This is a genomic window from Gilliamella sp. W8126, from assembly GCF_016102185.1.
In the GTDB taxonomy this organism is placed as follows: Bacteria; Pseudomonadota; Gammaproteobacteria; order Enterobacterales; family Orbaceae; genus Gilliamella; species Gilliamella apis_A.
The window spans coordinates 609,206-630,405 of the sequence record NZ_JACFPE010000002.1 but is presented as its reverse complement, the minus strand read 5'-3'; the positions used below and the strand labels follow the sequence as shown (position 1 = coordinate 630,405).

Annotated in this window: 17 protein-coding genes; 4 read left to right on the top strand and 13 right to left on the bottom strand. The window is 33.9% G+C overall.

Annotated features, from left to right (window positions below; all coding sequences use genetic code 11):
• Positions 1-84: 84 nt before the first annotated feature.
• Positions 85-819 carry an AraC family transcriptional regulator gene (locus H3S74_RS06825; protein ID WP_198247545.1) on the bottom strand — a complete coding sequence of 245 codons (735 nt, stop codon included), beginning with the start codon at positions 817-819 and terminating at the stop codon, positions 85-87.
• A 171-nt stretch (positions 820-990) separates the two neighbouring features.
• Between H3S74_RS06825 and H3S74_RS12700 the strand changes: the two genes are divergently transcribed.
• Both H3S74_RS12700 and H3S74_RS06810 read left to right on the top strand, forming a co-directional pair.
• A complete protein-coding gene (locus tag H3S74_RS12700; RefSeq protein ID WP_370547584.1) occupies positions 991-1,878 on the top strand; it encodes a DMT family transporter in 888 nt (295 codons plus the stop codon).
• A gap of 111 nt (positions 1,879-1,989) precedes the next feature.
• Entirely contained in the window at positions 1,990-2,652 is a 663-nt protein-coding gene (locus tag H3S74_RS06810) for a MarC family NAAT transporter (RefSeq protein ID WP_133052222.1), read from the top strand.
• Between the two features lie 44 nt (positions 2,653-2,696).
• On the opposite strand, the gene H3S74_RS06805 is transcribed toward H3S74_RS06810, so the two are convergent.
• The 12 genes from H3S74_RS06805 to prfC all read right to left on the bottom strand — a co-directional run bounded on the left by H3S74_RS06805 (position 2,697) and on the right by prfC (position 17,949).
• Positions 2,697-3,389, bottom strand: a complete 693-nt coding sequence (locus tag H3S74_RS06805) for a DUF2461 domain-containing protein (protein WP_110447545.1) — start codon at positions 3,387-3,389, stop codon at positions 2,697-2,699.
• Positions 3,390-3,392: 3 nt separating this feature from the next.
• The gene (kdsB, locus tag H3S74_RS06800) at positions 3,393-4,157 is read right to left on the bottom strand and encodes a 3-deoxy-manno-octulosonate cytidylyltransferase (protein ID WP_110447544.1); all 765 of its coding nucleotides are present in this window, start codon (positions 4,155-4,157) and stop codon (positions 3,393-3,395) included.
• A 21-nt stretch (positions 4,158-4,178) separates the two neighbouring features.
• Complete coding sequence (locus H3S74_RS06795) at positions 4,179-4,364, bottom strand: Trm112 family protein (protein ID WP_086359461.1); 186 nt, start codon at positions 4,362-4,364, stop codon at positions 4,179-4,181.
• On the bottom strand, positions 4,361-5,374 hold the full coding sequence (gene lpxK / locus H3S74_RS06790; protein WP_110448039.1) for a tetraacyldisaccharide 4'-kinase: 1,014 nt from the start codon (positions 5,372-5,374) through the stop codon (positions 4,361-4,363). Before lpxK ends, H3S74_RS06795 begins: the two co-directional genes overlap by 4 nt.
• A 90-nt stretch (positions 5,375-5,464) precedes the next feature.
• Positions 5,465-7,750, bottom strand: coding sequence for a DNA internalization-related competence protein ComEC/Rec2 (locus H3S74_RS06785; RefSeq protein ID WP_181414644.1), 2,286 nt, complete (start codon positions 7,748-7,750; stop codon positions 5,465-5,467).
• Positions 7,751-7,972: 222 nt separating this feature from the next.
• Positions 7,973-8,263 carry an integration host factor subunit beta gene (ihfB, locus tag H3S74_RS06780; RefSeq protein WP_034901983.1) on the bottom strand — a complete coding sequence of 97 codons (291 nt, stop codon included), beginning with the start codon at positions 8,261-8,263 and terminating at the stop codon, positions 7,973-7,975.
• A gap of 99 nt (positions 8,264-8,362) precedes the next feature.
• On the bottom strand, positions 8,363-10,045 hold the full coding sequence (gene rpsA, locus H3S74_RS06775; protein ID WP_110447542.1) for a 30S ribosomal protein S1: 1,683 nt from the start codon (positions 10,043-10,045) through the stop codon (positions 8,363-8,365).
• Positions 10,046-10,172: 127 nt separating this feature from the next.
• Complete coding sequence (gene cmk / locus H3S74_RS06770) at positions 10,173-10,853, bottom strand: (d)CMP kinase (protein WP_198247543.1); 681 nt, start codon at positions 10,851-10,853, stop codon at positions 10,173-10,175.
• A gap of 1 nt (position 10,854) precedes the next feature.
• Positions 10,855-12,138 carry a 3-phosphoshikimate 1-carboxyvinyltransferase gene (gene aroA / locus H3S74_RS06765; RefSeq protein WP_370547583.1) on the bottom strand — a complete coding sequence of 428 codons (1,284 nt, stop codon included), beginning with the start codon at positions 12,136-12,138 and terminating at the stop codon, positions 10,855-10,857.
• Between the two features lie 27 nt (positions 12,139-12,165).
• Positions 12,166-13,038 (bottom strand): helix-turn-helix domain-containing protein, encoded by an 873-nt coding sequence (locus H3S74_RS06760; protein WP_110447539.1) that lies wholly within the window; start codon positions 13,036-13,038, stop codon positions 12,166-12,168.
• 100 nt (positions 13,039-13,138) lie between these two features.
• Positions 13,139-16,018 (bottom strand): pitrilysin, encoded by a 2,880-nt coding sequence (ptrA, locus tag H3S74_RS06755; RefSeq protein ID WP_198247541.1) that lies wholly within the window; start codon positions 16,016-16,018, stop codon positions 13,139-13,141.
• A gap of 338 nt (positions 16,019-16,356) precedes the next feature.
• Complete coding sequence (gene prfC / locus H3S74_RS06750) at positions 16,357-17,949, bottom strand: peptide chain release factor 3 (protein ID WP_198247540.1); 1,593 nt, start codon at positions 17,947-17,949, stop codon at positions 16,357-16,359.
• Positions 17,950-18,148: 199 nt separating this feature from the next.
• Here prfC and ilvY point away from each other — a divergent pair, with 199 nt between their 5' ends.
• Positions 18,149-19,051: an HTH-type transcriptional activator IlvY gene (gene ilvY / locus H3S74_RS06745; protein WP_110447536.1), complete on the top strand. Its 903-nt coding sequence runs from the start codon at positions 18,149-18,151 to the stop codon at positions 19,049-19,051.
• Between the two features lie 63 nt (positions 19,052-19,114).
• Positions 19,115-21,166: a 3-hydroxybutyrate oligomer hydrolase family protein gene (locus H3S74_RS06740; RefSeq protein ID WP_198247539.1), complete on the top strand. Its 2,052-nt coding sequence runs from the start codon at positions 19,115-19,117 to the stop codon at positions 21,164-21,166.
• Positions 21,167-21,200 lie beyond the last annotated feature (34 nt).

Genomic DNA, 21,200 nt, shown 5'->3' with positions numbered 1-21,200 from the left:
CTATATTACCTAGGCGTATAAATTACGCCTTTGTTCAATGCATATTCATACATGCTTTTATCAAATAATAACAATTTATTGTATTTAACTTTTCTTAAAACCTGTATTAGAACGGTAAAGATCAGGTGTAACTCCTGCGATATTTTTAAACATAGTAATAAAAGCGGATACTGAACTATAACCAACAGAAAATGCGATATCTTGAATCGATTTATCTTGTTCTAAAAACGAGATACTATACAAAAATCGTAACCGTTGACGCCACATTCTAAATGACATACCTAATTTTTGTTGGCAACGTCTTGCAAGGGTTCGTTCGGTTGTAAATACTGTTTGAGCCCACTGTTCTAGAGTCTTATTATTAGCTGGGTCTAATTCTAACTCTTTTAAAATAGGAGCTAAATATTTATCGTTCGAACTTGGCAAATAGAATGTGAGGTTAGATTCTATTAAGAGCTGATCGATTAACACTTGTCCTAAACGAAGATCCTGTTCACTTTCTGGCTCTAGAATATTTCGCTCAAAGAATGAATCAATAATAGCATGGCTGATTTTATTTAAACCAAACAAACAAGTGTAATCAGGCATAATTTGGCAATTAGTTATATTAATTGTACGAAACCATGTTAATTCTTTATTGTAACATGCGTGTTCGGTATATGGCGGAATCCATAATGCAAATCCTGAAGGAGCCAAATATCTATGCCCTTGAACTTTCAAGACAAAAATACCTGACTTAACACATATAATTTGCCCCCAATTATGCTGATGAGAAGAATATTCAGTCTCTGCATTAAATGCTTCATCATGAAGAAACATAAATCTTTTAGATTCCTTATCATTCAAATTAGTTTAAAAAATTAAATTCATGGTAATTAAATAATATAAATATTGTCTTATAATAGCTCTTTTTGTCTGATTCTAGTGATATTTATAAATTAAGACAAGTTAAACTACATCGAATAACTTTTACTATTGTTTACATAAGAAATATATGGCTTATTTATACCCATTGATGGCAGTATTTATTTAGTTGTCAATAAATTATCTGTCGGCGCAATTGAACCTGAGGTTATCTCTTTCTACCGTTGGTTTTTAGCACTTATTCTATTAACCCCATTTTTTCTAAGAGGAATTATTAAGAACTTACCGCAAATCTTTCCTCAAGCTCTTAAATTAATGGTGCTTAGTTTATTAGGTATGGCTTTATATCAATGCCTTGCTTATTATGCAGCGGCAACAATTAGTGTGTTAACGATGGGGATCATTATGTCTATTATTCCTTTGTTAACTATCCTATTAAGCATATTCATTTTAAAAACACCACCAACTCAAGGGGTGCTAATTGGCAGTATTTTATCTTTTATTGGATTAATCTGGCTGATTAGTGGTGGTGAGCCAACTAGGCTTCTCGAACTTGGGATTGGTCAAGGTGAAATTTTAATGTTAATGGCTGCCCTGTCTTATGCGCTTTATGGAGTATTAACCAAAAAATGGACAATGAAAATCACAAATTGGCACTCAGTCTATGTTCAAATTTTGTTTGGTACATTAATGTTATTGCCAGGCTTTTTAATGAGTAACAATTTAACTGTAAATTCTGACAATGTTTGGCTTGTTATTTATGCAGTTATACCGGCTTCAATTGTTGCACCATTTGTTTGGATTATAGCTATAAAAAAATTAGGTGCAAATAAAACCGCCCTTTTCTTAAATTTAACACCGGTTATCACTGCAATAATTTCAATACTATTTTTGCATGAAACACTGTGTAGTTACCATTTAATTGGTGGCGGTATGTCATTTATCGGCGTTATATTAGCACAAAACTTAAAAGCACCATTGTTTAAAATCAAGACTTCAAATAAAGATTCATAACTAAACAGTACTGCACTAATATTTATTTAGTTTTCACCTAAGTTAATATATCTTTTTTATAAATTTCATCTATACTTAATTAGAACTTTTATTACGATTTAGATTGAAGTTATGTTGGAACTTATACAAACAGTCGGTTTTGGTTTAATTCTGTTTATTCCATTAACAAACCCGTTAACTACCGTTGTACTGCTATTAGGTCTATCTGGAGATATGACCAATGAGGAACGTAATTACCAGTCGAAAATGACTTGTATTTATGTTTTCATCATCATGATTGTTTCATTTTATTGTGGACAATTGGTCATGAGCACATTCGGTATATCTATCCCTGGTTTACGAATCGCTGGTGGTATGATTGTTGGCATTATCGGTTTTAGAATGCTTTTTCCTCAACAACCCTCGCATAAAACATTAGAAGCAGATGCAAAAAAGAAAGAAGTTTCCAATAATATCGCTTTTGTTCCACTTGCAATGCCAAGTACTGCGGGACCGGGAACAATTGCTATGATAATCAGTATGGCTTCCACTGTAAAAAGTGGTGGATATAATGTATCGACTTGGGTTGTTTATACTTCATCAATACTTGTCCCTTTATTGTTATGTATTATTTTATGGTTCTGTATGCGTAGTGCTGGTAGCATAATGCGTTTTATGGGTAAAAGTGGTATAGAAGCCACATCAAGAATAATGGGCTTTTTACTGGTCTGTGTTGGTACACAATTTATTATAAATGGCGTTAAAGAATTAATATTAAACTTCCCAAATATTTGAAAAAGGCTATTTTTTTATTACAATTTTTTTATCTTATTGATTAACTATAGATTTGGGATATTTTTTATCATTTCTACTCGCATCAAATAATCATATAAAGGTAAAAGTTGTTTAAAACCTTTAGCAAGTTTATTCGGTAAATCACCATTTAGAACATCTTCAATATGATTATTGGTTACCATTACAGCAATGTTCTTTCGATTGTACCATGTCGATAATTTTTCATCTTGATCTTTGATTAATGGTCTTTTATACATTTCCCCTACTAATTCAAATGGTTTTTTAACACAATTAATTACCGCCAAAAATTTAGAGGGGTCATTTAGTATTTCTTCTCTAAAGATATCCATAGTAGATTTTGAAGCACAATAATAACCTAAACCATATCTATAGCTATCTGGACCAATTTCAAAAAAATAGGCTGGAGCTTCTTTCCAATCACGATTAGGGCGTTTAAACGTCAACCATAAACGACTACGGTATAATGACTTATCTTTAGAGAATCGCGTATCACGATGAATTCGTGAAATTGTTTTACCTATAGCTGGACGCGTTTCAAACCATTCATCAATTTTAAGCATGGTTGGTGTTAGTTGCTCAACCAATAATCGAAAAGGTTTGATCAAATCATTGTCATAAATTGATCTATGCTCTTCAAACCAAACTCTACTATTGTTAATCCAAGCATCTTGTAAAAAATTTAACCCTTCTTGAGTAAAGCCAGTAAAATTTGCCATATTTTATTCCTGATATAATGCTCTAACTTTATCTAAGTCCTCTTGGGTATCAACCCCAATAGCCGGAGCTTGTTTGGCCACCGCTACATGTATTTTCTCACCATACCAAAGAACTCTTAATTGTTCTAACATTTCTATCTGTTCTAAAGCAGAAGGTGCCCATTGAATATATTGACGAATAAAACCCGCACGATATGCATAAATACCAATGTGACGTAGGTAAAAGTCACCAATCGAATCAAGTTTATTTTGTTCACTCAATTGAGCAAAACGATCACGCTCCCACGGAATAGTCGCCCGAGAAAAATAGAGTGCATAACCATCTTTATCCATAACCACTTTTACAGCACCTGGGTTAAATGCTTCTTCAACGGAAGCAATCGGCACAGCTAAAGTTGCCATTCCTGTCTTGTATTTCACTAAATTATCAGCAACTTGATCAATAATAATCGGTGGAATTAATGGTTCATCACCTTGAACATTTACAATAACTTCATCGTCAGCCAGTTGAAAAGTATTAATGACTTCAGCTAAACGTTCAGTTCCTGAGTTATGCTTATCACTCGTTAAAACGACCTCACCACCATAGCTTTGCACTACATCAAAAACTTGTTGGTTATCAGTGGCAATGATAACTCGACTAGCCGATGACTTTTGCGCTTGTTCCATTACTCGAATTATCATCGGTTTGCCATGGATATCAGCAAGGGGTTTTCCCGGTAAACGGCTTGAAGCATATCTAGCAGGAATAATTACTGTAAAACTCATAAAATTACCTCAAAACTTTAATTATTCTTTATTACAATTAGATTGATTTAGTGAATTTGCTTCGCTTGCTAATAATACCGGTATCCCTTCTTTTATTGAGTAAACTAACCTATCATTTTGGCAAACTAATTGTTGATGTTGCTTATCGTATTCTAATTGTCCATGACATTTAGGACAAGCAATAGCACTTAATAACAGTTGTTTCATTTTTTTTCTCTTTGTAATTTTCTTTCTACAAATAGTGAATAAATCTTTTCAATAGCCTGATTGGGTATCGTAGCATCAATTGGTAAATACCACCAATTAGGTAATGCAAATTGTCGACATTTCACTGCATCTTTTTCGGTCATTAAAAGTGTTTGATTACTTTCAGCTATTTTCTCTAACAATGGCAGGCTAAAATTTTGATGATCAGCAAAAGATTCTGTATGTAACAAATCTGCATTCATTTTTATTAACATATCAAAGAATCGCTTTGGATTACTAATACCAGCAATGGCACAAATATGATGTAATGCCGATAATTGGCTTTTTTCATTGGTTAGTAGATTTACCGCGTAACTAGGGGTTAATTGCATAGTATAAGTTTTATCTGGATACTGATTTGATATATCGCACGAGCTGTCACCATTTATCATAATTAAATCTACTGATTTCAACCGATTTGTTCGCTCTCTCATAGGACCTGCTGGGATCCACCAACCGTTTCCGAATAGTCGTTTACCATCAACGACTACGATCTCAATATCACGAGCTAATGCATAATGCTGTAAACCATCATCAGTTAAAACAACATCCAATTGATATGATTTTAATAATTCTTTAACTGCCTCGACTCGCTTAGGTGCGACCGCAATTGGTATTTGAGTTCTTTGATAAATTAAAATTGGTTCGTCACCAGCTTGAGCAGTGGTAGTATGTTCATCTAAAATTAATGGATAATGGTCGGATTTTCCACCATAACCACGAGAGACTAATCCAACTTTCAGGCCTTTAGCCTTTAAGGCTTCAATTAAACTGATTGCCAGAGGCGTTTTACCATTACCTCCTGCTGATAAATTACCAATGACAATAATGGGAATTGGAGATTGCCATGCTTTGAATATACCAAACTTGTATAATTGACGACGAATAAAGCTAATACATCCATACAATAATGAAAATGGCAACAACAACCAAAATGATTTATTTTTACCATACCATAGTTTCTCAATCATAACTTTATTATGCTCTCTAATTCCAATAATTTTATTTTTATATAGTGGATAAATACATAATTTATAAACCATACTAACAATAATTCTATTTTACTCATAAAATGATAAACTACCAAACCAATCATGATACCATCTTGGATTGATATCTTGTCGCATAGTTTTTTGTTGCCATGATGTTGGATAAAAAAATAGACTTATTTGCCCCTCCTTACCTGTAACATAATAATTAATATTTAGCGCTTTATAACGATTAGTTATCTTATTGGAAGGTAATCTCCATGGGTTATAACGTGATGTTGAAGTTAGTGAATTAAAAGGATTAACATAATTTAAGAATGAATAACTTGATGAAGTAGTACTACCGTGATGAGGAGTTTGTAGAATGGTTGAATGTAGATTACGTTTATATTTAACCACTAAATCATATTCTTGTTTACGTTCTAGATCACCCGTCAACAACACTGAAAATTGACCATCAGTAATTTGTATTACACATGAATCGCCGTTATTAGGATCACTCACTAATTTGTTCGGCCATAACACATTAAAGCGTAAATGTTGCCAATGAAATTTATGATCAGCTAAACAGTTATAATCATTACTCAAACTTGAAGATGAACTCATTAACCACGCATCAGGATAACGTTGTCGTAAATAGCTTAAACCACCAATATGATCATTATGACTATGGCTAATAATAATGCCTTCAACATTCAGATTATGCCATTGTAAAAAAGGGATGATTACTTGCTCAGCCGCTGAACTATTTTCCCATTTTGCACCAGTATCATACAAAATGGCTGATTTACCATTGTGAATCACAATGGCCAATCCATGTCCAACATCCAACATATCCATTCGCCATAGATAATCGGGTTGTTTATAAATTGGCGAAAATAATATTGTCATAACAATAATAATAGAAAAGCTGAAACGTCGCCAAAATTCTATCCTAATAATGATAATAGTTAACCATCCAATACTACTAAACAAATAAAAATCCGCTGGTATATTTAGCCATAAAATATTTAAATATTCTAAGCAATAAAAAAGCCATTCTAGCGAAGTTTGCGCAACAAACCATAACCATAAAGCAAGATAAAAACAGTCCATCAGACTAAATAATAATGCCAATAAAATCGCGGGAAAGGTGATTAACGAAACAATAGGAATTGCAATTAAGTTAGTTAACAACGCAACAACACTTATACCATGAAAAATAAATAATTGGATAGGAAGCAATAATAATGTTAAACCAAATTGTAAATGTAATAATCTAATAAAATACCATCGTTTTTTATTTTTTAACGTGCTAGCTAATGGCAACCATTCAAATAAAAAAATCAAGCTAACCACAGCATAACAGGACATCCAAAAACTTTCAGATAGTATCATTAGCGGATCCAAAATTAATAATAACGCTATAATACGGTTAATTTTCTGCCACGCGCTGATGTGATTATTTTTATAACGCAAATATATCCAAATTGATAATGCTAAAATAGCTCGTAATGCTGGAGGATTAAAACCAGTTAACCATGTATAACATAACGTTGTTAACCAACCAATTAATATGGGTAATAATAAATGGCTATAGCGTTGTGGAAAAAAAAACAGTAATCCTTTTAGCAAAAAACAACTAATATAGAATACTAACAGAATATGCATTCCTGAAATTGCCATTAAATGAGCTACACCGGTTTGCATCATAGTTAAACGATTATGATCAGAAATCTGTGAACGGTCACCAAATCCTAATGCTAATAAAATGCCTCGATAACTAAACAGATTAATATAAGCTAAACATTTATCAGCAATACTTTGTCGAATATTAAACTTTTTTTCGAGCAAAACTGATTTAATAACTTTAGCTTTTAACAAAGTATGATTTGCAATGGCAAAACGTTGTTTATCAAATGAGCCTTCATTTAAATAACTTTGCGTCACTTTAGTTTTTATTGTTAATTGCCAAATTTGACCAGCTTTAATTAAATCTGATTGTTGCCAATAAATAATAATAGGTATTGGTGATGATAAAATCTGATCTGAAATTTTTAAAATGGAAAATTTTGCATAATACGGATTGTTTTTTTTGGGGGAATAAATTTGAGTATTAATAGTTTCAACTTTTGCTGTGACGACTAATGTCTGGTCAATATATGGTTCAATTAGGCTTAAATATTGTTTTGCATTTGCTGTAGACCAGAGAAAACTTAATATAAAAACAGCAATCACACAAAGATAGTAATGGCGTCGTATTGACCATACTAAAATAATAACAATGAATACCCCAGCCAAAACAAGCCAACTTGTTTCTGAAGGCAATGATGGCAAAAACATTAATGACACACATCCTAAGGTGAATACAATTGCCATTAAATCTATTGAACCGTAATGCCGCATCAATTTCTACATATTAATATTGTTCAAATATTCAATCTAATATGTTAGAACTTTCTATGGATTATTTTACCTTTAATTTTAGAGCTACATTCCAATTTAAAAATTACTATTTCTGTTTCTATTGAGAATCATTCATCTAATTAATAAAAAAGCCTTTGATTTTACTCAAAGGCTTTTTTATTAAATGGATTGAAATTATGCTTTAGCTGCATTATTTACACGTTCACGTAACTCTTTCCCAGGTTTAAAGTGAGGGATATATTTGTGTTTAACCTCAACATTTCCTCCTGTTCTAGGGTTTCTAGCTTTACGTGGAGCGCGGTAGTTAAGACTAAAACTACCAAAACCGCGTATTTCAACACGATCATTACTTTCCATCGCTAAAGCAATTTGTTCAATAATGTCTCTAACAGCATCATCAACAAGTTGCACAGGAAGGTGTGCCCGCCAGTTGACTATTCTTTCTGCTAAATCGGATCTGTTCATGGTCACTCCTAATTTATTTTATGTGGTATATATTTTATTCATTTTATACCACAAAAGAAAAAGAGGGCAAGCCCTCTTTACTCTTTGAATAAATATTTTTTACTCAGTTTTTGATGCTGCTTTAAATGCTTCAGCCATTGCATTAGTAAATGATGCATCTTCTTGAGTTGCAGTATTATTTACAGCTGCTAATGCTTCTTTCTCATCAGCTTCATCTTTAGCACGTACAGATAGTGAAATTGCACGAGTTTTACGATCGATATTTACGATTTTCGCTTCTACTTCATCACCAACATTTAATGCAGTAGTTGCATCTTCAATACGTTCACGAGCAATATCTTGTGCTTTTAAGTAACCTTCGATACCGTCAGCGATTTCAACTGTTGCACCCTTAGCATCAACTGCAGTAACTTTACCTTTAACAATTGCGCCTTTTTTGAAGTTAGATGCAAAGCTGCTGAATGGATCGTCTTCAAGTTGTTTGATACCTAATGAGATACGTTCACGGTCAGCATCAACTTGTAAAACAACAGCTTCAATATCGTCACCTTTCTTATAAGCTTTAACAGCTTCTTCACCTGGCATATTCCAAGAAATATCAGAAAGATGCACTAGACCATCAATACCACCATCTAAACCGATGAAGATACCGAAATCAGTGATTGATTTGATCTTACCGCTAACTTTATCACCTTTATTGTGTGATTCAGCAAATTGTAACCATGGATTTGGTTTACATTGTTTAAGACCAAGAGAAATACGACGACGTTCTTCATCAATTTCAAGAACTACAACTTCAACTTCATCACCTAAGCTAACTACTTTAGATGGATGAATATTTTTGTTAGTCCAATCCATTTCAGAAACGTGTACTAAACCTTCAACACCAGTTTCGATTTCAACGAAACAACCGTAATCAGTTAAGTTAGTTACTTTACCAGTTACTTTAGTACCTTCTGGGTAACGTTTAGCAATTGAAACCCAAGGATCTTCGCCTAATTGTTTTAAGCCAAGAGAAACACGTGAACGGTCTTTATCGAATTTAAGAACTTTAACAAGTAATTCTTGACCAACTTCAACCACTTCGCTTGGATGTTTAACACGTTTCCAAGCCATATCAGTGATATGTAGTAAACCATCAACCCCACCAAGATCAACGAATGCACCGTAATCAGTAAGATTTTTGATAATACCTTTAACTTCAGAACCTTCTTGTAGATTTTCAAGAAGTTGTTCTCTTTCTGCGCTATTTTCAGATTCAATTACTGCACGACGTGAAACAACTACGTTGTTGCGTTTTTGATCTAATTTAATAACTTTTAATTCGATCTCTCTATTTTCAATATGAGAAGTATCGCGTAATGGACGAACATCAACAAGCGAACCTGGTAGGAACGCTCGAACGCCATTAAGATCAACCGTAAAGCCACCTTTAACTTTACCATTGATAACACCTAAAACTGTTGCAGCATCTTCAACTGCTTTTTCTAATGTTAGCCACGCTTCATGACGTTTAGCTTTTTCACGAGATAAGATTGTTTCGCCAAAGCCATCTTCAATAGAATCAAGAACAACGTCTACAACGTCGCCAACTTGAACTTCTAATTCACCTTGGGCATTTTTAAACTGCTCTACTGGAATTGCTGATTCAGATTTTAAACCAGCATCAACTAAAACAACATCTTTGTCGATTGCAACGACAGTACCACGGATCATATTACCAGAACGAGTGTCTAGTTGATTTAAAGACTCTTCAAAGAGTTGAGCAAAAGATTCAGTCATATTTTATATACTTAAATTAATATTAACGTCCACATTACATCCTGTCTTGTGGGGTTGTTTATGTTACTCCACTTACATCCTTATAATGGAGCTTCGTTTACACAATAAGTTTACATACAATATAAACTTATAGCGTAAGTTTTTCTTTTATATACATAATAGCTTGATTAAAAACATCTTCGATAGAGAGAGATGTGGTATCAATTATTAATGCATCAACTGCAGGCTTTAAGGGCGCAACCGCTCGATTTCGATCTCGCTCATCACGCGCAGTTATCTCCTGCAAAATTTCGGGGAATTTAGCATGAATTTGCTTATCTTGCAACTGTTTCATTCTTCTTTCTGCTCTTGATTGAGCGCTAGCATCAAGAAATATTTTTACAGGGGCATCGCTGAACACGACTGTGCCCATATCACGACCATCGGCAATTAATCCAGGCAATTGTCGAAAATCACGTTGACGCTGTAATAGGGCTGTTCTTACTTCATTTATTGCAGCTACTTCTGAAGCTGCTCCACCAGTTTGTTCGGTACGAATCTCTTTTGAAACATCAACCCCAGCCAACAATACTTTGACATCACCATGACTGCTATCAAATGTTAACGGTAAATTCAATGCGAGCACAGTTAGCTGATTAATATCATCTAAAGCAATATTTTGTTTTAACGCCGCTAGCGCTAACACACGATAGATAGCACCTGAATCCAAAAGATGCCAGTTGAAGTGATTTGCTAACGCTTGACATAATGTACCCTTACCTACACCACTTGGACCATCAACAGCAATAACAGGAATATTTTTTGTCATGTTATATTTCGCTTAATCGTTTAAATTGTTCAAAATAATCAGGAAATGTTTTCATTGTACACTTCGGATCTAAAATAGTTACCGGCGTATCAGAGAGTGCAACTAATGAGAAGCACATAGCCATACGATGGTCATTATAAGTTTTGATTTCTGCATGATTGAGTTTTGCAGGAGGAGTTATAGTAATATAATCCTCTCCTTCTTCAACAGTAGCACCAACTTTACGTAATTCGTTGGCCATAGCCGATAAGCGATCGGTCTCTTTTACTCGCCAATTGTAAATATTTCGAATTGTCGTTGTTCCATCAGCAAAGAGTGCAGTGGTTGCAATTGTCATCGCAGCATCAGGAATATGATTCATATCCATATCGACACCATTTAATTCACCGCGAGTACACTCAATATAATCATCAGCCCAAGTTATTTTGGCACCCATTTTTTCAAGCACATGGGCAAATTGAGTATCTCCTTGTAAACTTTTTTTACCAACTCCAGTAACACGAACAGTGCCACCTTTAATTGCTGCTGCCGCTAAGAAATAGGATGCTGAAGAGGCATCACCTTCTACCAAATAACTACCAGGCGATTGATAAGTTTGATTAGCTTTAATGACAAATGTCTGATATTGATTATTGATAACCGATACACCAAACATTGCCATCATTTTTATTGTAATATCAATATATGGTTTAGAAACTAGATCGCCAATAATAGTAATTTCAGTATCATTGCTAGCTAAAGGGGCGGCCATCAATAGTGCAGTCAAAAATTGACTTGATACTGAGCCATTTACAGCAATCTTACCTCCAGTAAAACCACCATGGATATGAAGTGGCGGATAACCTTCATTTTCAAGATAATCAATTTTAGCGCCACCTTGACGTAATGCATCCACCAAATGACCAATTGGACGCTCTTTCATACGAGGTTCACCCGTTAATACAATATTATTATCGGCTAAACAAAGTGCTGCAGCTAAAGGACGCATAGCTGTCCCGGCATTTCCTAAAAATAGTTCTAATGGGTGAGCCGAATGTAATTTACCGCCTAACCCTTCTATATCACAAATTGTTCGGTCATCTGACAGATGATATTTGATGTTTAACGCTTTTAAAGCCTCAAGCATATAGCGAACATCATCACTATCAAGTAAATTTGTTAATCTTGTTTTACCTTGACTAAGTGCAGATAATAATAGTGCACGATTTGATACACTTTTAGAACCAGGTAAATTAATGGTACCACTAAATTTTTTTATCGGTTGTAATGTTAAAGATAACATAATGACTCTCTTTAGTAATTTTAATATTCTTTAAAAATTTTCTAAGGTGGTTTTTAATAGATCGATTGCTTTATGATCTTTCGCACTATTTTGCCATAACTTATCAAATAAGTGGCGATAACGTTTAATTGCATCTTCTGAAGATGTTATTGAGGCAATCCCTGTGGTTATATTAGGTAGTTCACCTAATCGAAAAGGACTCATTGCCAATGCTAACGCATCTTTATTTTGATAAAATATTTGAAAAGCGATGGATGGGATAGCTTGTTCCGTAATCGCAATTGTTGGCGCATAAGCTTGATCTTCTATCAATTTGATCAAATGATAAATTTCTTTACGAGCTAACAACATTCTTTCAGATTTCTTGCCTGGAGAAATAGTTAAATTGCCAACCAAACCGATGTGCAAAAATCGCTCAACATTACGCAAACTGATTAGATTAATCACTTTTGGTACAGATTGATAAAACTGTGTCTTACGCTCATTTAAAATCGATAATGATGTTGCATATCTTTGCGCTGCAATGGATTCACTCGACTCATTTAACATCATACCTAAATGAGCAAGATAATCAGATGAAGTTAATAGAAAAGAAAAAGGATCAAAATGGGAATAAATGTGCGTAGATTGTTCTTCTAATTGACGCATGCGTTCAAAAAAACCATCACCACTCGAATAGTATTCAGTGTCAATGCCAAGCAAACTAGCAAATGAAGTATCTAATAATGAGGCTAAACGTTCAAGTGTTTCTATTTTGACAATTTCGCCTTTTTCTAAACGGTAAACTGCAGCTCTAGAGATTTTAAGACTTTCTGCAACATCTTCAGCTCTGAGAGACGCAGCGATACGGTAAGCCCGCAATCGCTGTCCGATAGCACAATAATCAATCGATCCAGTAATCATAATATACTCAAACTATTGGGATTTTGGCAGTGTACCATATGGTAGGTACAATGCCAATTTAATGTAATGATATTTCAGACTAAATGCATGCTTGAGTCTTTTATTTTAATAATTCATTTTGTAATGATGATGCATTTTTAAATTCAGTATAGTCAGTGATAGCTTTCGGTTGCTTTTCTTCTTTTTCTGTTTTCCCTATCACTTGTGATGCTATTACTAAACCTTTTTGTTCAATCACGGTATTTTTATAAAAATCAATTAAATCTTGTTTAGTGATTTTCTTAAGTAGTTCTATTTTTTTATCACGAGAATCGAATTGAAAACGAGATAAACGATAATCTGAAATTAAACGTTCAAACTCTTCATCTAAGGATTGCGGAGGCATTGTCTGTTCATCAATGATACTTCTTTTATACTCTTCAATATCCTCATCAGTTAACGCATCTAATTTATTTAACATTGCTGGGTAAAAGGCTTGATAACGTTGTAATAGATAAGCAGGATCCCACTGATTAGTTTGCACAGCAAAACCCAGCCCTACTGATTCACCGATGAAAAATGGAAAAATACCTACAAGATATCCCAATTGTTCATTGCTCCGTAATTGATCAAAAAACCATGGTGACATAATATTAGCTAATGTATAGCCAACTACTTGGCTTTTAGTTGGATCATAATTAGTTGGGAAATAAGTCATTAACAATGCGCTATCGGTACTTTTCGCTTGTTGGGTGATTCTCGCTGTAAACGAAGTTTTAATTGCTATATCATCCAAAGGCGTAAATTCAACATTGCGTTTTAATGTCTTTTGCACTGCATGATAAAGATCCAGAGAATCTTCATTTGAAATATTACCTAAACTAATCATGTAAGGTATCGATTGAGACATCAAGTTATCACGATAAGCTTCAACATCACTAATTGTGATAGTATTTGTAATTTGTCGTCTTTCATCTCGTTCAAAATAGTGCGGCAATTTAGATAATGCAAGAACTGGCTCGGACGCTAATCGAATACTTTCGAAATGATCTGCCCCATCAAGTCGTTGCAGATACCATGATTTAGCTAATGCTAAACTTTGTTCATCAATAGTCACTTGACGATAACTATTAAGAATAGCCAATACCATTTCTGGTAAATGTTGATTAAAACCAGCAGCGGTTATCATTAAACCATTATCAGTGCCAGTAGATAATGACATTCCGGCATTACCAGCTTGAAATTGTAATTGAGTTAAATCACGACTAACTATGTAATCAAGTAACTCAAAAGCAATTGACGTTTTTGCATCTTTAAAAGCCTGATTATTACGTAAAGAAACAGCAATCACAGCCTTAGGATCATTACTAAAATGACGACTAACAAAATGAATATGATTACCACGTTTACTAAATGTTGCTGGTTGAATCTGATCTTCATTTTGTGCAATTATACTAAAATTATCAGGAATATAAGGATTTAATTCAGGCAGACTAAACGAAAAATCTTTAGCTAAATTAGTCCACGTTGCTTTTAATTCATCTGTAATATTATCGACCTTATAAGGCGCATTAAGAAAATATGCAGTTTTATCGGTGGTTTGATTTGGAGCAATCAACCAAACTCTAGCATTATCGGGAGTAAAACTTTTGATTCGAGTGATGATAGCTTCTTTATTCAAATGTTCAGCAACATAATCCGCATCTAATACATTTTTAACTGGATAAAGTAGCATCTGATCTGATAACCATTCAACATAAGACATATCGCGGTTAACATCTTTATACTTAAACGACAAAGCAAAAACTTTTTTTATCTCATCGTAATAAGCTTCTGAAACGCCCTGTTTTTCAATTAATTGTAAATAATTGAATATAGCTGCAATCACCTTGTCTTTTTGCGCCAAACCTTCATCAGTTAAAATGACATTAATATTAAATGTCCCACTATTACCATAATATTTACTATCACAAGTTGCTTGAATAGCTTCAATCAAGCCTTGTTTTTGTAACTGATCAGCTAAGGTATTTTTACTATTATTACTAATTAAATAGATAAGATATTCATTGGTTTTATCTGCAAATTTATCGATGTCATTTTCGATTGGAAATTTTAGAGACAACATTTTTCTAGGTTGAGCTGGTATCATGGTAATTTCTTTACCAGTAAACTCCTGAGTAATCGCAGATTTAGTAATTGGTGGAACAACAATATTTTTATTAGGAATTTGACCATAAGTAGATTCAGCCAAATTTTCTAATTTTTCAATGGATTGATTACTATAAATAACCCCAACCATAATATTAGCTGAATAATATTTATCATGAAAATTAACCAATTCATCTTGCAATTTACTATTATCTTTATCACTTAATGTTTCTAAATTGCCTCCAGAAAATTGTGCTGCTGGATGATTAGGATTAATCGTTTCAGAATCAACTTGCTGAATGCGGAAACCATCACTCGATCGGTACATCGTCATTTCAGAACTAACGGCATTACGTTCTTTATCAGCAAATTTAGGATCAAAAATTGGCTCAGCAATCGCATCAGCTAAATAATCTAATGCAGTATTAATCACACCGTTTTCAACTTCAAAGAAAAATGCAGTCCGATTACCACTGGTAGTAGCATTATAGTTACCGGCATGTCGTGACAAAAACTCAGTAAAGCTTGACGGTTGAGGATACTTTTTCGAACCCATTAGCACCATATGTTCTGTGTAATGAGCTAATCCTTGTTGAAGTACTGGATCATATAGTGAACCAACAGGCAATGCTATTGATCCGAGTGATTTGGTTGCTTTCGGATCTGAAACTAATAAAACTCGCATTTTATTATTAAGTTCAATCACTTCATATTGACGATCATCTCGTTCGCTTTGGTGAACTTTATTTGATAATACAGAATGTTCATGCTTATTCTCAATAGCAAATGAACTATTAAATGTAAAAACGGTTAATGCAGTAATAAATAGTGTTTTAGTTTTCATGTTATTCATAGAATTCTCGCCTAATTTAAAAGACAGTATAATCGAAATATAAATATAAATGAAAAAGAAAAATTTATTATTTGGAATTCAAAATTACAGTCAAAATTCAAGAATATAAAGGTATATAGAAGGTATGATTAATTACAGCTTTATTAATAGAAGAGAGCAATATAGTGATAATCGATTTTGCATAAAAATAGCAATTATCTAAAAGATATGGTTAAACTAACATTATCGTATTAAAAATACAACAAATTAATAAATAAAAAAGGGCTAAAAATAGCCCTTCCTCATTATCAGATCATTAATAGTGTTCTCATTGTTAATCTTAATTACCAAGTAACCAATTAATGCTCACGTGTTTTTCTAAATTCAACATCTGGATAACGTTCTTGTGTTAGATTTAGATTAACCATACTTGGCGCAATATAAGATAGATTATCACCACCATCTAGTGCCAAATTTTGCTCACATTTTCGTTTAAAATCTTCAAGTTTCTTAGCATCACTACATTCAACCCAACGAGCCGTTGTTACATTTACTGGTTCATAAATCGCTTCTACGTTGTATTCAGATTTTAAACGCGCAACAACTACGTCAAATTGCAACACTCCTACCGCTCCAACAATTAAATCATTGTTAGCAATTGGACGGAATACTTGTACTGCACCTTCTTCCGAAAGCTGAACTAAACCTTTTAATAATTGTTTCTGTTTAAGAGGATCTTTTAAACGAATACGACGAAATAGCTCAGGGGCAAAATTAGGAATACCGGTAAATTTAAGATCTTCACCTTGAGTGAAAGTATCACCAATCTGTATAGTGCCATGATTATGTAAACCAATAATATCACCAGCATAAGCTTGTTCGACATGATCTCGATCACCAGCCATAAAGGTTAACGCATCAGAAATATTCACATCTTTTGCGATACGAACATGACGCAACTTCATGCCTTTCTCGTATTTACCCGATACAATACGCATAAAAGCAACTCTGTCACGATGTTTAGGATCCATATTGGCTTGGATCTTAAATACAAAACCAGTAAATTTTTCTTCAGTAGCTACAACTTCTCGTTTATCGGTCTGGCGAGGTTGAGGCGTCGGAGCCCAAGCAGTCAACCCATCAAGCATATGATCAACACCAAAATTTCCTAATGCAGTACCAAAAAATACTGGAGTTAAATCACCAGATAAAAATGCTTCCAGATCAAACTCATTTGATGCACCTTGTACTAATTCAAGCTCATCACGAAGTTGCTGTGCTAAATCATCGCCAATTGTGGTATCGAGTTCTGGATTATCTAATCCTTTGATAATACGAACTTCTTGAATAGTATGGCCTTTACCTGTTTGATAAAGATAGGTCTCATCTTTCGCTAAATGATAGACACCTTTGAATAATTTACCACAACCAATTGGCCAGGTAATAGGTGCACACATGATATTAAGTTCATTTTCAACTTCATCAAGTAACTCCATCGGGTCACGTATATCACGATCAAGTTTATTCATAAAAGTCAAAATTGGCGTATTACGTAAACGCGTTACTTCCATCAATTTACGTGTTCTATCTTCGACACCTTTTGCAGCATCAATAACCATTAAACAACTATCAACAGCAGTTAACGTTCGATAAGTATCTTCAGAGAAGTCCTCATGCCCAGGAGTATCAAGTAAGTTAACTAAACAATCATTATAAGGAAATTGCATGACCGATGTGGTGATGGAAATACCACGTTGTTTTTCCATTTCCATCCAATCTGATTTAGCGTGTTGAGCATTAGCACCACGCCCCTTAACTGTACCCGCAGTTTGAATCGCTTGTCCAAACAACAATACTTTTTCGGTGATAGTCGTTTTACCCGCATCCGGGTGAGAGATAATAGCAAAAGTACGACGAGCATTAACTTCGTCTAAATAAGCTTGTTCTGTCATAAAATTAATCAATTTAGCTAAGCAAAAATAATGGCGTATTCTAACAGGTCTACATCTATATTGCCATTGAAGAAGACTATTTTGCTATTTGCCTTATTGATATATCTGTGAATAATAGCGGCATTTAATACTGATGGTGATATAATCACTATTTGATAATAGTGTTTAATATTAGAAATATCTGAAAATAACCATTAATATGAATATTCGTGACCTAAAATTGTTTTTACATTTGTGTGAGACATGCCATTTTGGCATGAGCGCTGATGCAATGCATGTAAGTCCTTCCACGCTTTCAAGGCAAATCCAACGCCTTGAGGAACAATTTGGGCATCAATTATTTGTACGCGACAACCGACAAGTTCAAATTACTCATGAAGGCGAAAAAGTAAAACGTTTTGCTCTACAAGTTGTAAATCTACATCAACAATTAAAGCAAGAGTTAGATCAATCAGATCAACAATTGGTTGGCGAATTAACCCTATTTTGCTCAGTAACGGCGGCCTATAGTCATTTACCTGATATATTAGATCGCTTCCGCATTCATTATCCACTAGTTGAAATTAAGCTATCTACTGGTGATGCTGCTGATGCAGTTGAAAAAATTCAATCTAATCAGGCTGATCTCGCTATTGCAGGCAAACCTAAACAATTACCGGCTGGTGTTGAATTTATAAAATTAGGCGAGATCGAAATGGTCTTATTAATTCCTAAACTTAATAGCTCATTTAGTGATAAATTACATCAAAAAACGCCAGATTGGCATAATATTCCTTTCATTTTGCCAGAACATGGCCCCAGCCGACAAAGAATTGATTTATGGTTCAAACAACAAAAAATAACCAGTCCTAGAATTTATGCAACAGTTGCAGGACATGAAGCAATTGTATCTATGGTTGCTTTAGGATGCGGTGTAGCATTATTGCCAAAAGTGGTAATGGAAAACAGTCCAGAAAGAGTTCGCGAACGAATTACTGAATGGTCAACCAATTTAATGGAACCATTTGATGTGGGTATATGCGTCCAAAAAAGGCGATTATCTGAAAAAATTATTTCAGCCTTTTGGGCTCTTGGTAGCAAAAATTTACCATCTAACGGATAAATTATATAATTATCATCCATGATATGGAAAACTAAGTTAATTAAAAAATGGGAAGTTAGTGTAATGACTTTGATAATCAAAAATATAAAAACTTTAACATCATTACTATTTTTACCAATACTTGCAATTCCAAATATTGGCTATACTGATCAAAATAATCCCTACAATCCAAAACCACAATGGATTACTATTCACAGTTCAAACTACTATGATGGAGATAGCGACGATCTAGTTACAGCCGGCATTGGTTTTACACCTTTATCATCAATGATACAAAAATTCAAATTTGCTGATTCTGATAATCCAACAACTCGTGAGCTCCGTCAAGCTAAATTAAATCGCTTTATTGATACAAAAACCGGTGAAGGTCAATTATTTGGATTTAGACAGCAAAACTTGTCACCATTGTTCGACGGAAAAATAGCCGGCACCGAAATTTTAGCGACAATTAAAGAAGGAAATGTCGGTGTTCTATTACAAATTCCCGTTGATTTTGATAAGAAAAAACCATGTATTGTTGCCATTCCAGCTAGCAATTATGACGGTTTATATAACGCCAAAGATATACAAATTCGCGGGCTTTGGGGATTAAAACATAATTGTGCAGTAGTTTATAATGATAAAGGATTGGGCAATGGTATTTATGATATTAGTAGTCAACAAGGCTTTACTATAGAAGGAAAAATTGCAAAAGATAATCTATTATTTAATCCTAAGATCAAAAATAGAGAAAATTTTATAAAAAATTACCCCAATAGATATGCTGTTAAACAGTTACACTCAAAACAGAACCCTGAACATAATTGGGGCAAATATGTTTTACAGTCAATTGAATTTGCACTTTATGAAATTAATGATAGATTTTCAGCCACAAATACTCGAAACTTTACCAGCTATAATACATTGATATTGATCTATGGTGCCGAAGATGGTGCTAGTGCAGCTTTGAATGCGGGTGAATTAGATAAGATCGGAACCATTAATGGTATTGTTGCGGTTAATCCACAAATACAACCCAATCCAGAGATTGCCTCACTTACTATACAAGAAGGAACTAGTGTAAGAAGTTTCAAATATAATTCAATCCCTGATTATGCTACTACAGCTGCGCTTTACATTCCTTGTGCCATCCCAGCAATTGAGCCTAATAAGGCAGACAATTATGTTCCTTATGCGTCAAAATATTTTTATTCGCAAAATCGCTGTGATGCACTAAAAAAGGCTAACTTATTAACTAAAGGTACGCCTAAAGAAGCTCTAGAAAAGTTATATAGTTATGGTTGGCGTCCAGAGATGGAAATTCAGTTACCCTATTTTTATAATAAAGAATCAATTGCTTTTCCGTATCAATATATTAGTTCATATGGTCGCTTTGATGTTACAGAAAACATGTGTGATTATTCTGTTGCCAGTACGCAACAAGATCCACTCTATAATTTTGGTGAAGTAATGCCATTAAAAGAAGTAAAATTCTCTGAAATCTGGTCACTATCTAATGGTCATTTACCTATTTGGGCCAATAAAGATGTTACCGCAATCGATCTTGTCGCAAATAAGGATATCGATTCACCAAGAAGAGAGTGGTTCTCAAGCTCTGAAATTAAAAATCAGATAGATTATGGTACTAAAGGGGCTATTTGTTTACGAGAGAAAATAACCGAGAAACGAGTTAATGATGGACTAAAACAAGTACAAGCAACCGGAAATTTAAATAAAATTAAAACGTTTATTGTACATGGACAAAATAATGTCAAACAGTTAATAAATCATACATCTCGTCCGTATGTTGCTTTAAATAGTGGAGTAGAAGGAAAAGAATCGCAACTACGTTATATCGAAGTTGAAAATGCTAGTTATCTCGACGGAAAATCACCATTTGATAACACACTATTAGCTATTGACTATTACGGTGAAGATGCCATCGAATGGTTATGGGCCAATCTAACTAAGAATACTACATTACCTGAAAGTCAGGTAATTCGTACTAAGCCAAGAGGTGGCAGCATTAGCCAAGCTCCGCAAGCAACACTTGAAAATTTGGTACCAATAGCACAAAAACCGGATAGCAGTAACTTGATTATGATTGAAGATAGAAAAATCAGTTTACCTAAATAAAACTATTCAATTCTTTAATAGTTATCGAATGAAT

Coding starts and splice junctions, on each gene's coding strand:
- H3S74_RS06825 (WP_198247545.1), bottom strand. CDS start 819: ATGTTTCTTCATGATGAAGCATTTAATGCAGAGACTGAATATTCTTCT.
- H3S74_RS06810 (WP_133052222.1), top strand. CDS start 1,990: ATGTTGGAACTTATACAAACAGTCGGTTTTGGTTTAATTCTGTTTATT.
- H3S74_RS06805 (WP_110447545.1), bottom strand. CDS start 3,389: ATGGCAAATTTTACTGGCTTTACTCAAGAAGGGTTAAATTTTTTACAA.
- kdsB (WP_110447544.1), bottom strand. CDS start 4,157: ATGAGTTTTACAGTAATTATTCCTGCTAGATATGCTTCAAGCCGTTTA.
- H3S74_RS06795 (WP_086359461.1), bottom strand. CDS start 4,364: ATGAAACAACTGTTATTAAGTGCTATTGCTTGTCCTAAATGTCATGGA.
- lpxK (WP_110448039.1), bottom strand. CDS start 5,374: ATGATTGAGAAACTATGGTATGGTAAAAATAAATCATTTTGGTTGTTG.
- H3S74_RS06785 (WP_181414644.1), bottom strand. CDS start 7,750: ATGGCAATTGTATTCACCTTAGGATGTGTGTCATTAATGTTTTTGCCA.
- ihfB (WP_034901983.1), bottom strand. CDS start 8,263: ATGAACAGATCCGATTTAGCAGAAAGAATAGTCAACTGGCGGGCACAC.
- rpsA (WP_110447542.1), bottom strand. CDS start 10,045: ATGACTGAATCTTTTGCTCAACTCTTTGAAGAGTCTTTAAATCAACTA.
- cmk (WP_198247543.1), bottom strand. CDS start 10,853: ATGACAAAAAATATTCCTGTTATTGCTGTTGATGGTCCAAGTGGTGTA.
- H3S74_RS06760 (WP_110447539.1), bottom strand. CDS start 13,038: ATGATTACTGGATCGATTGATTATTGTGCTATCGGACAGCGATTGCGG.
- ptrA (WP_198247541.1), bottom strand. CDS start 16,018: ATGAATAACATGAAAACTAAAACACTATTTATTACTGCATTAACCGTT.
- prfC (WP_198247540.1), bottom strand. CDS start 17,949: ATGACAGAACAAGCTTATTTAGACGAAGTTAATGCTCGTCGTACTTTT.
- ilvY (WP_110447536.1), top strand. CDS start 18,149: ATGAATATTCGTGACCTAAAATTGTTTTTACATTTGTGTGAGACATGC.
- H3S74_RS06740 (WP_198247539.1), top strand. CDS start 19,115: ATGACTTTGATAATCAAAAATATAAAAACTTTAACATCATTACTATTT.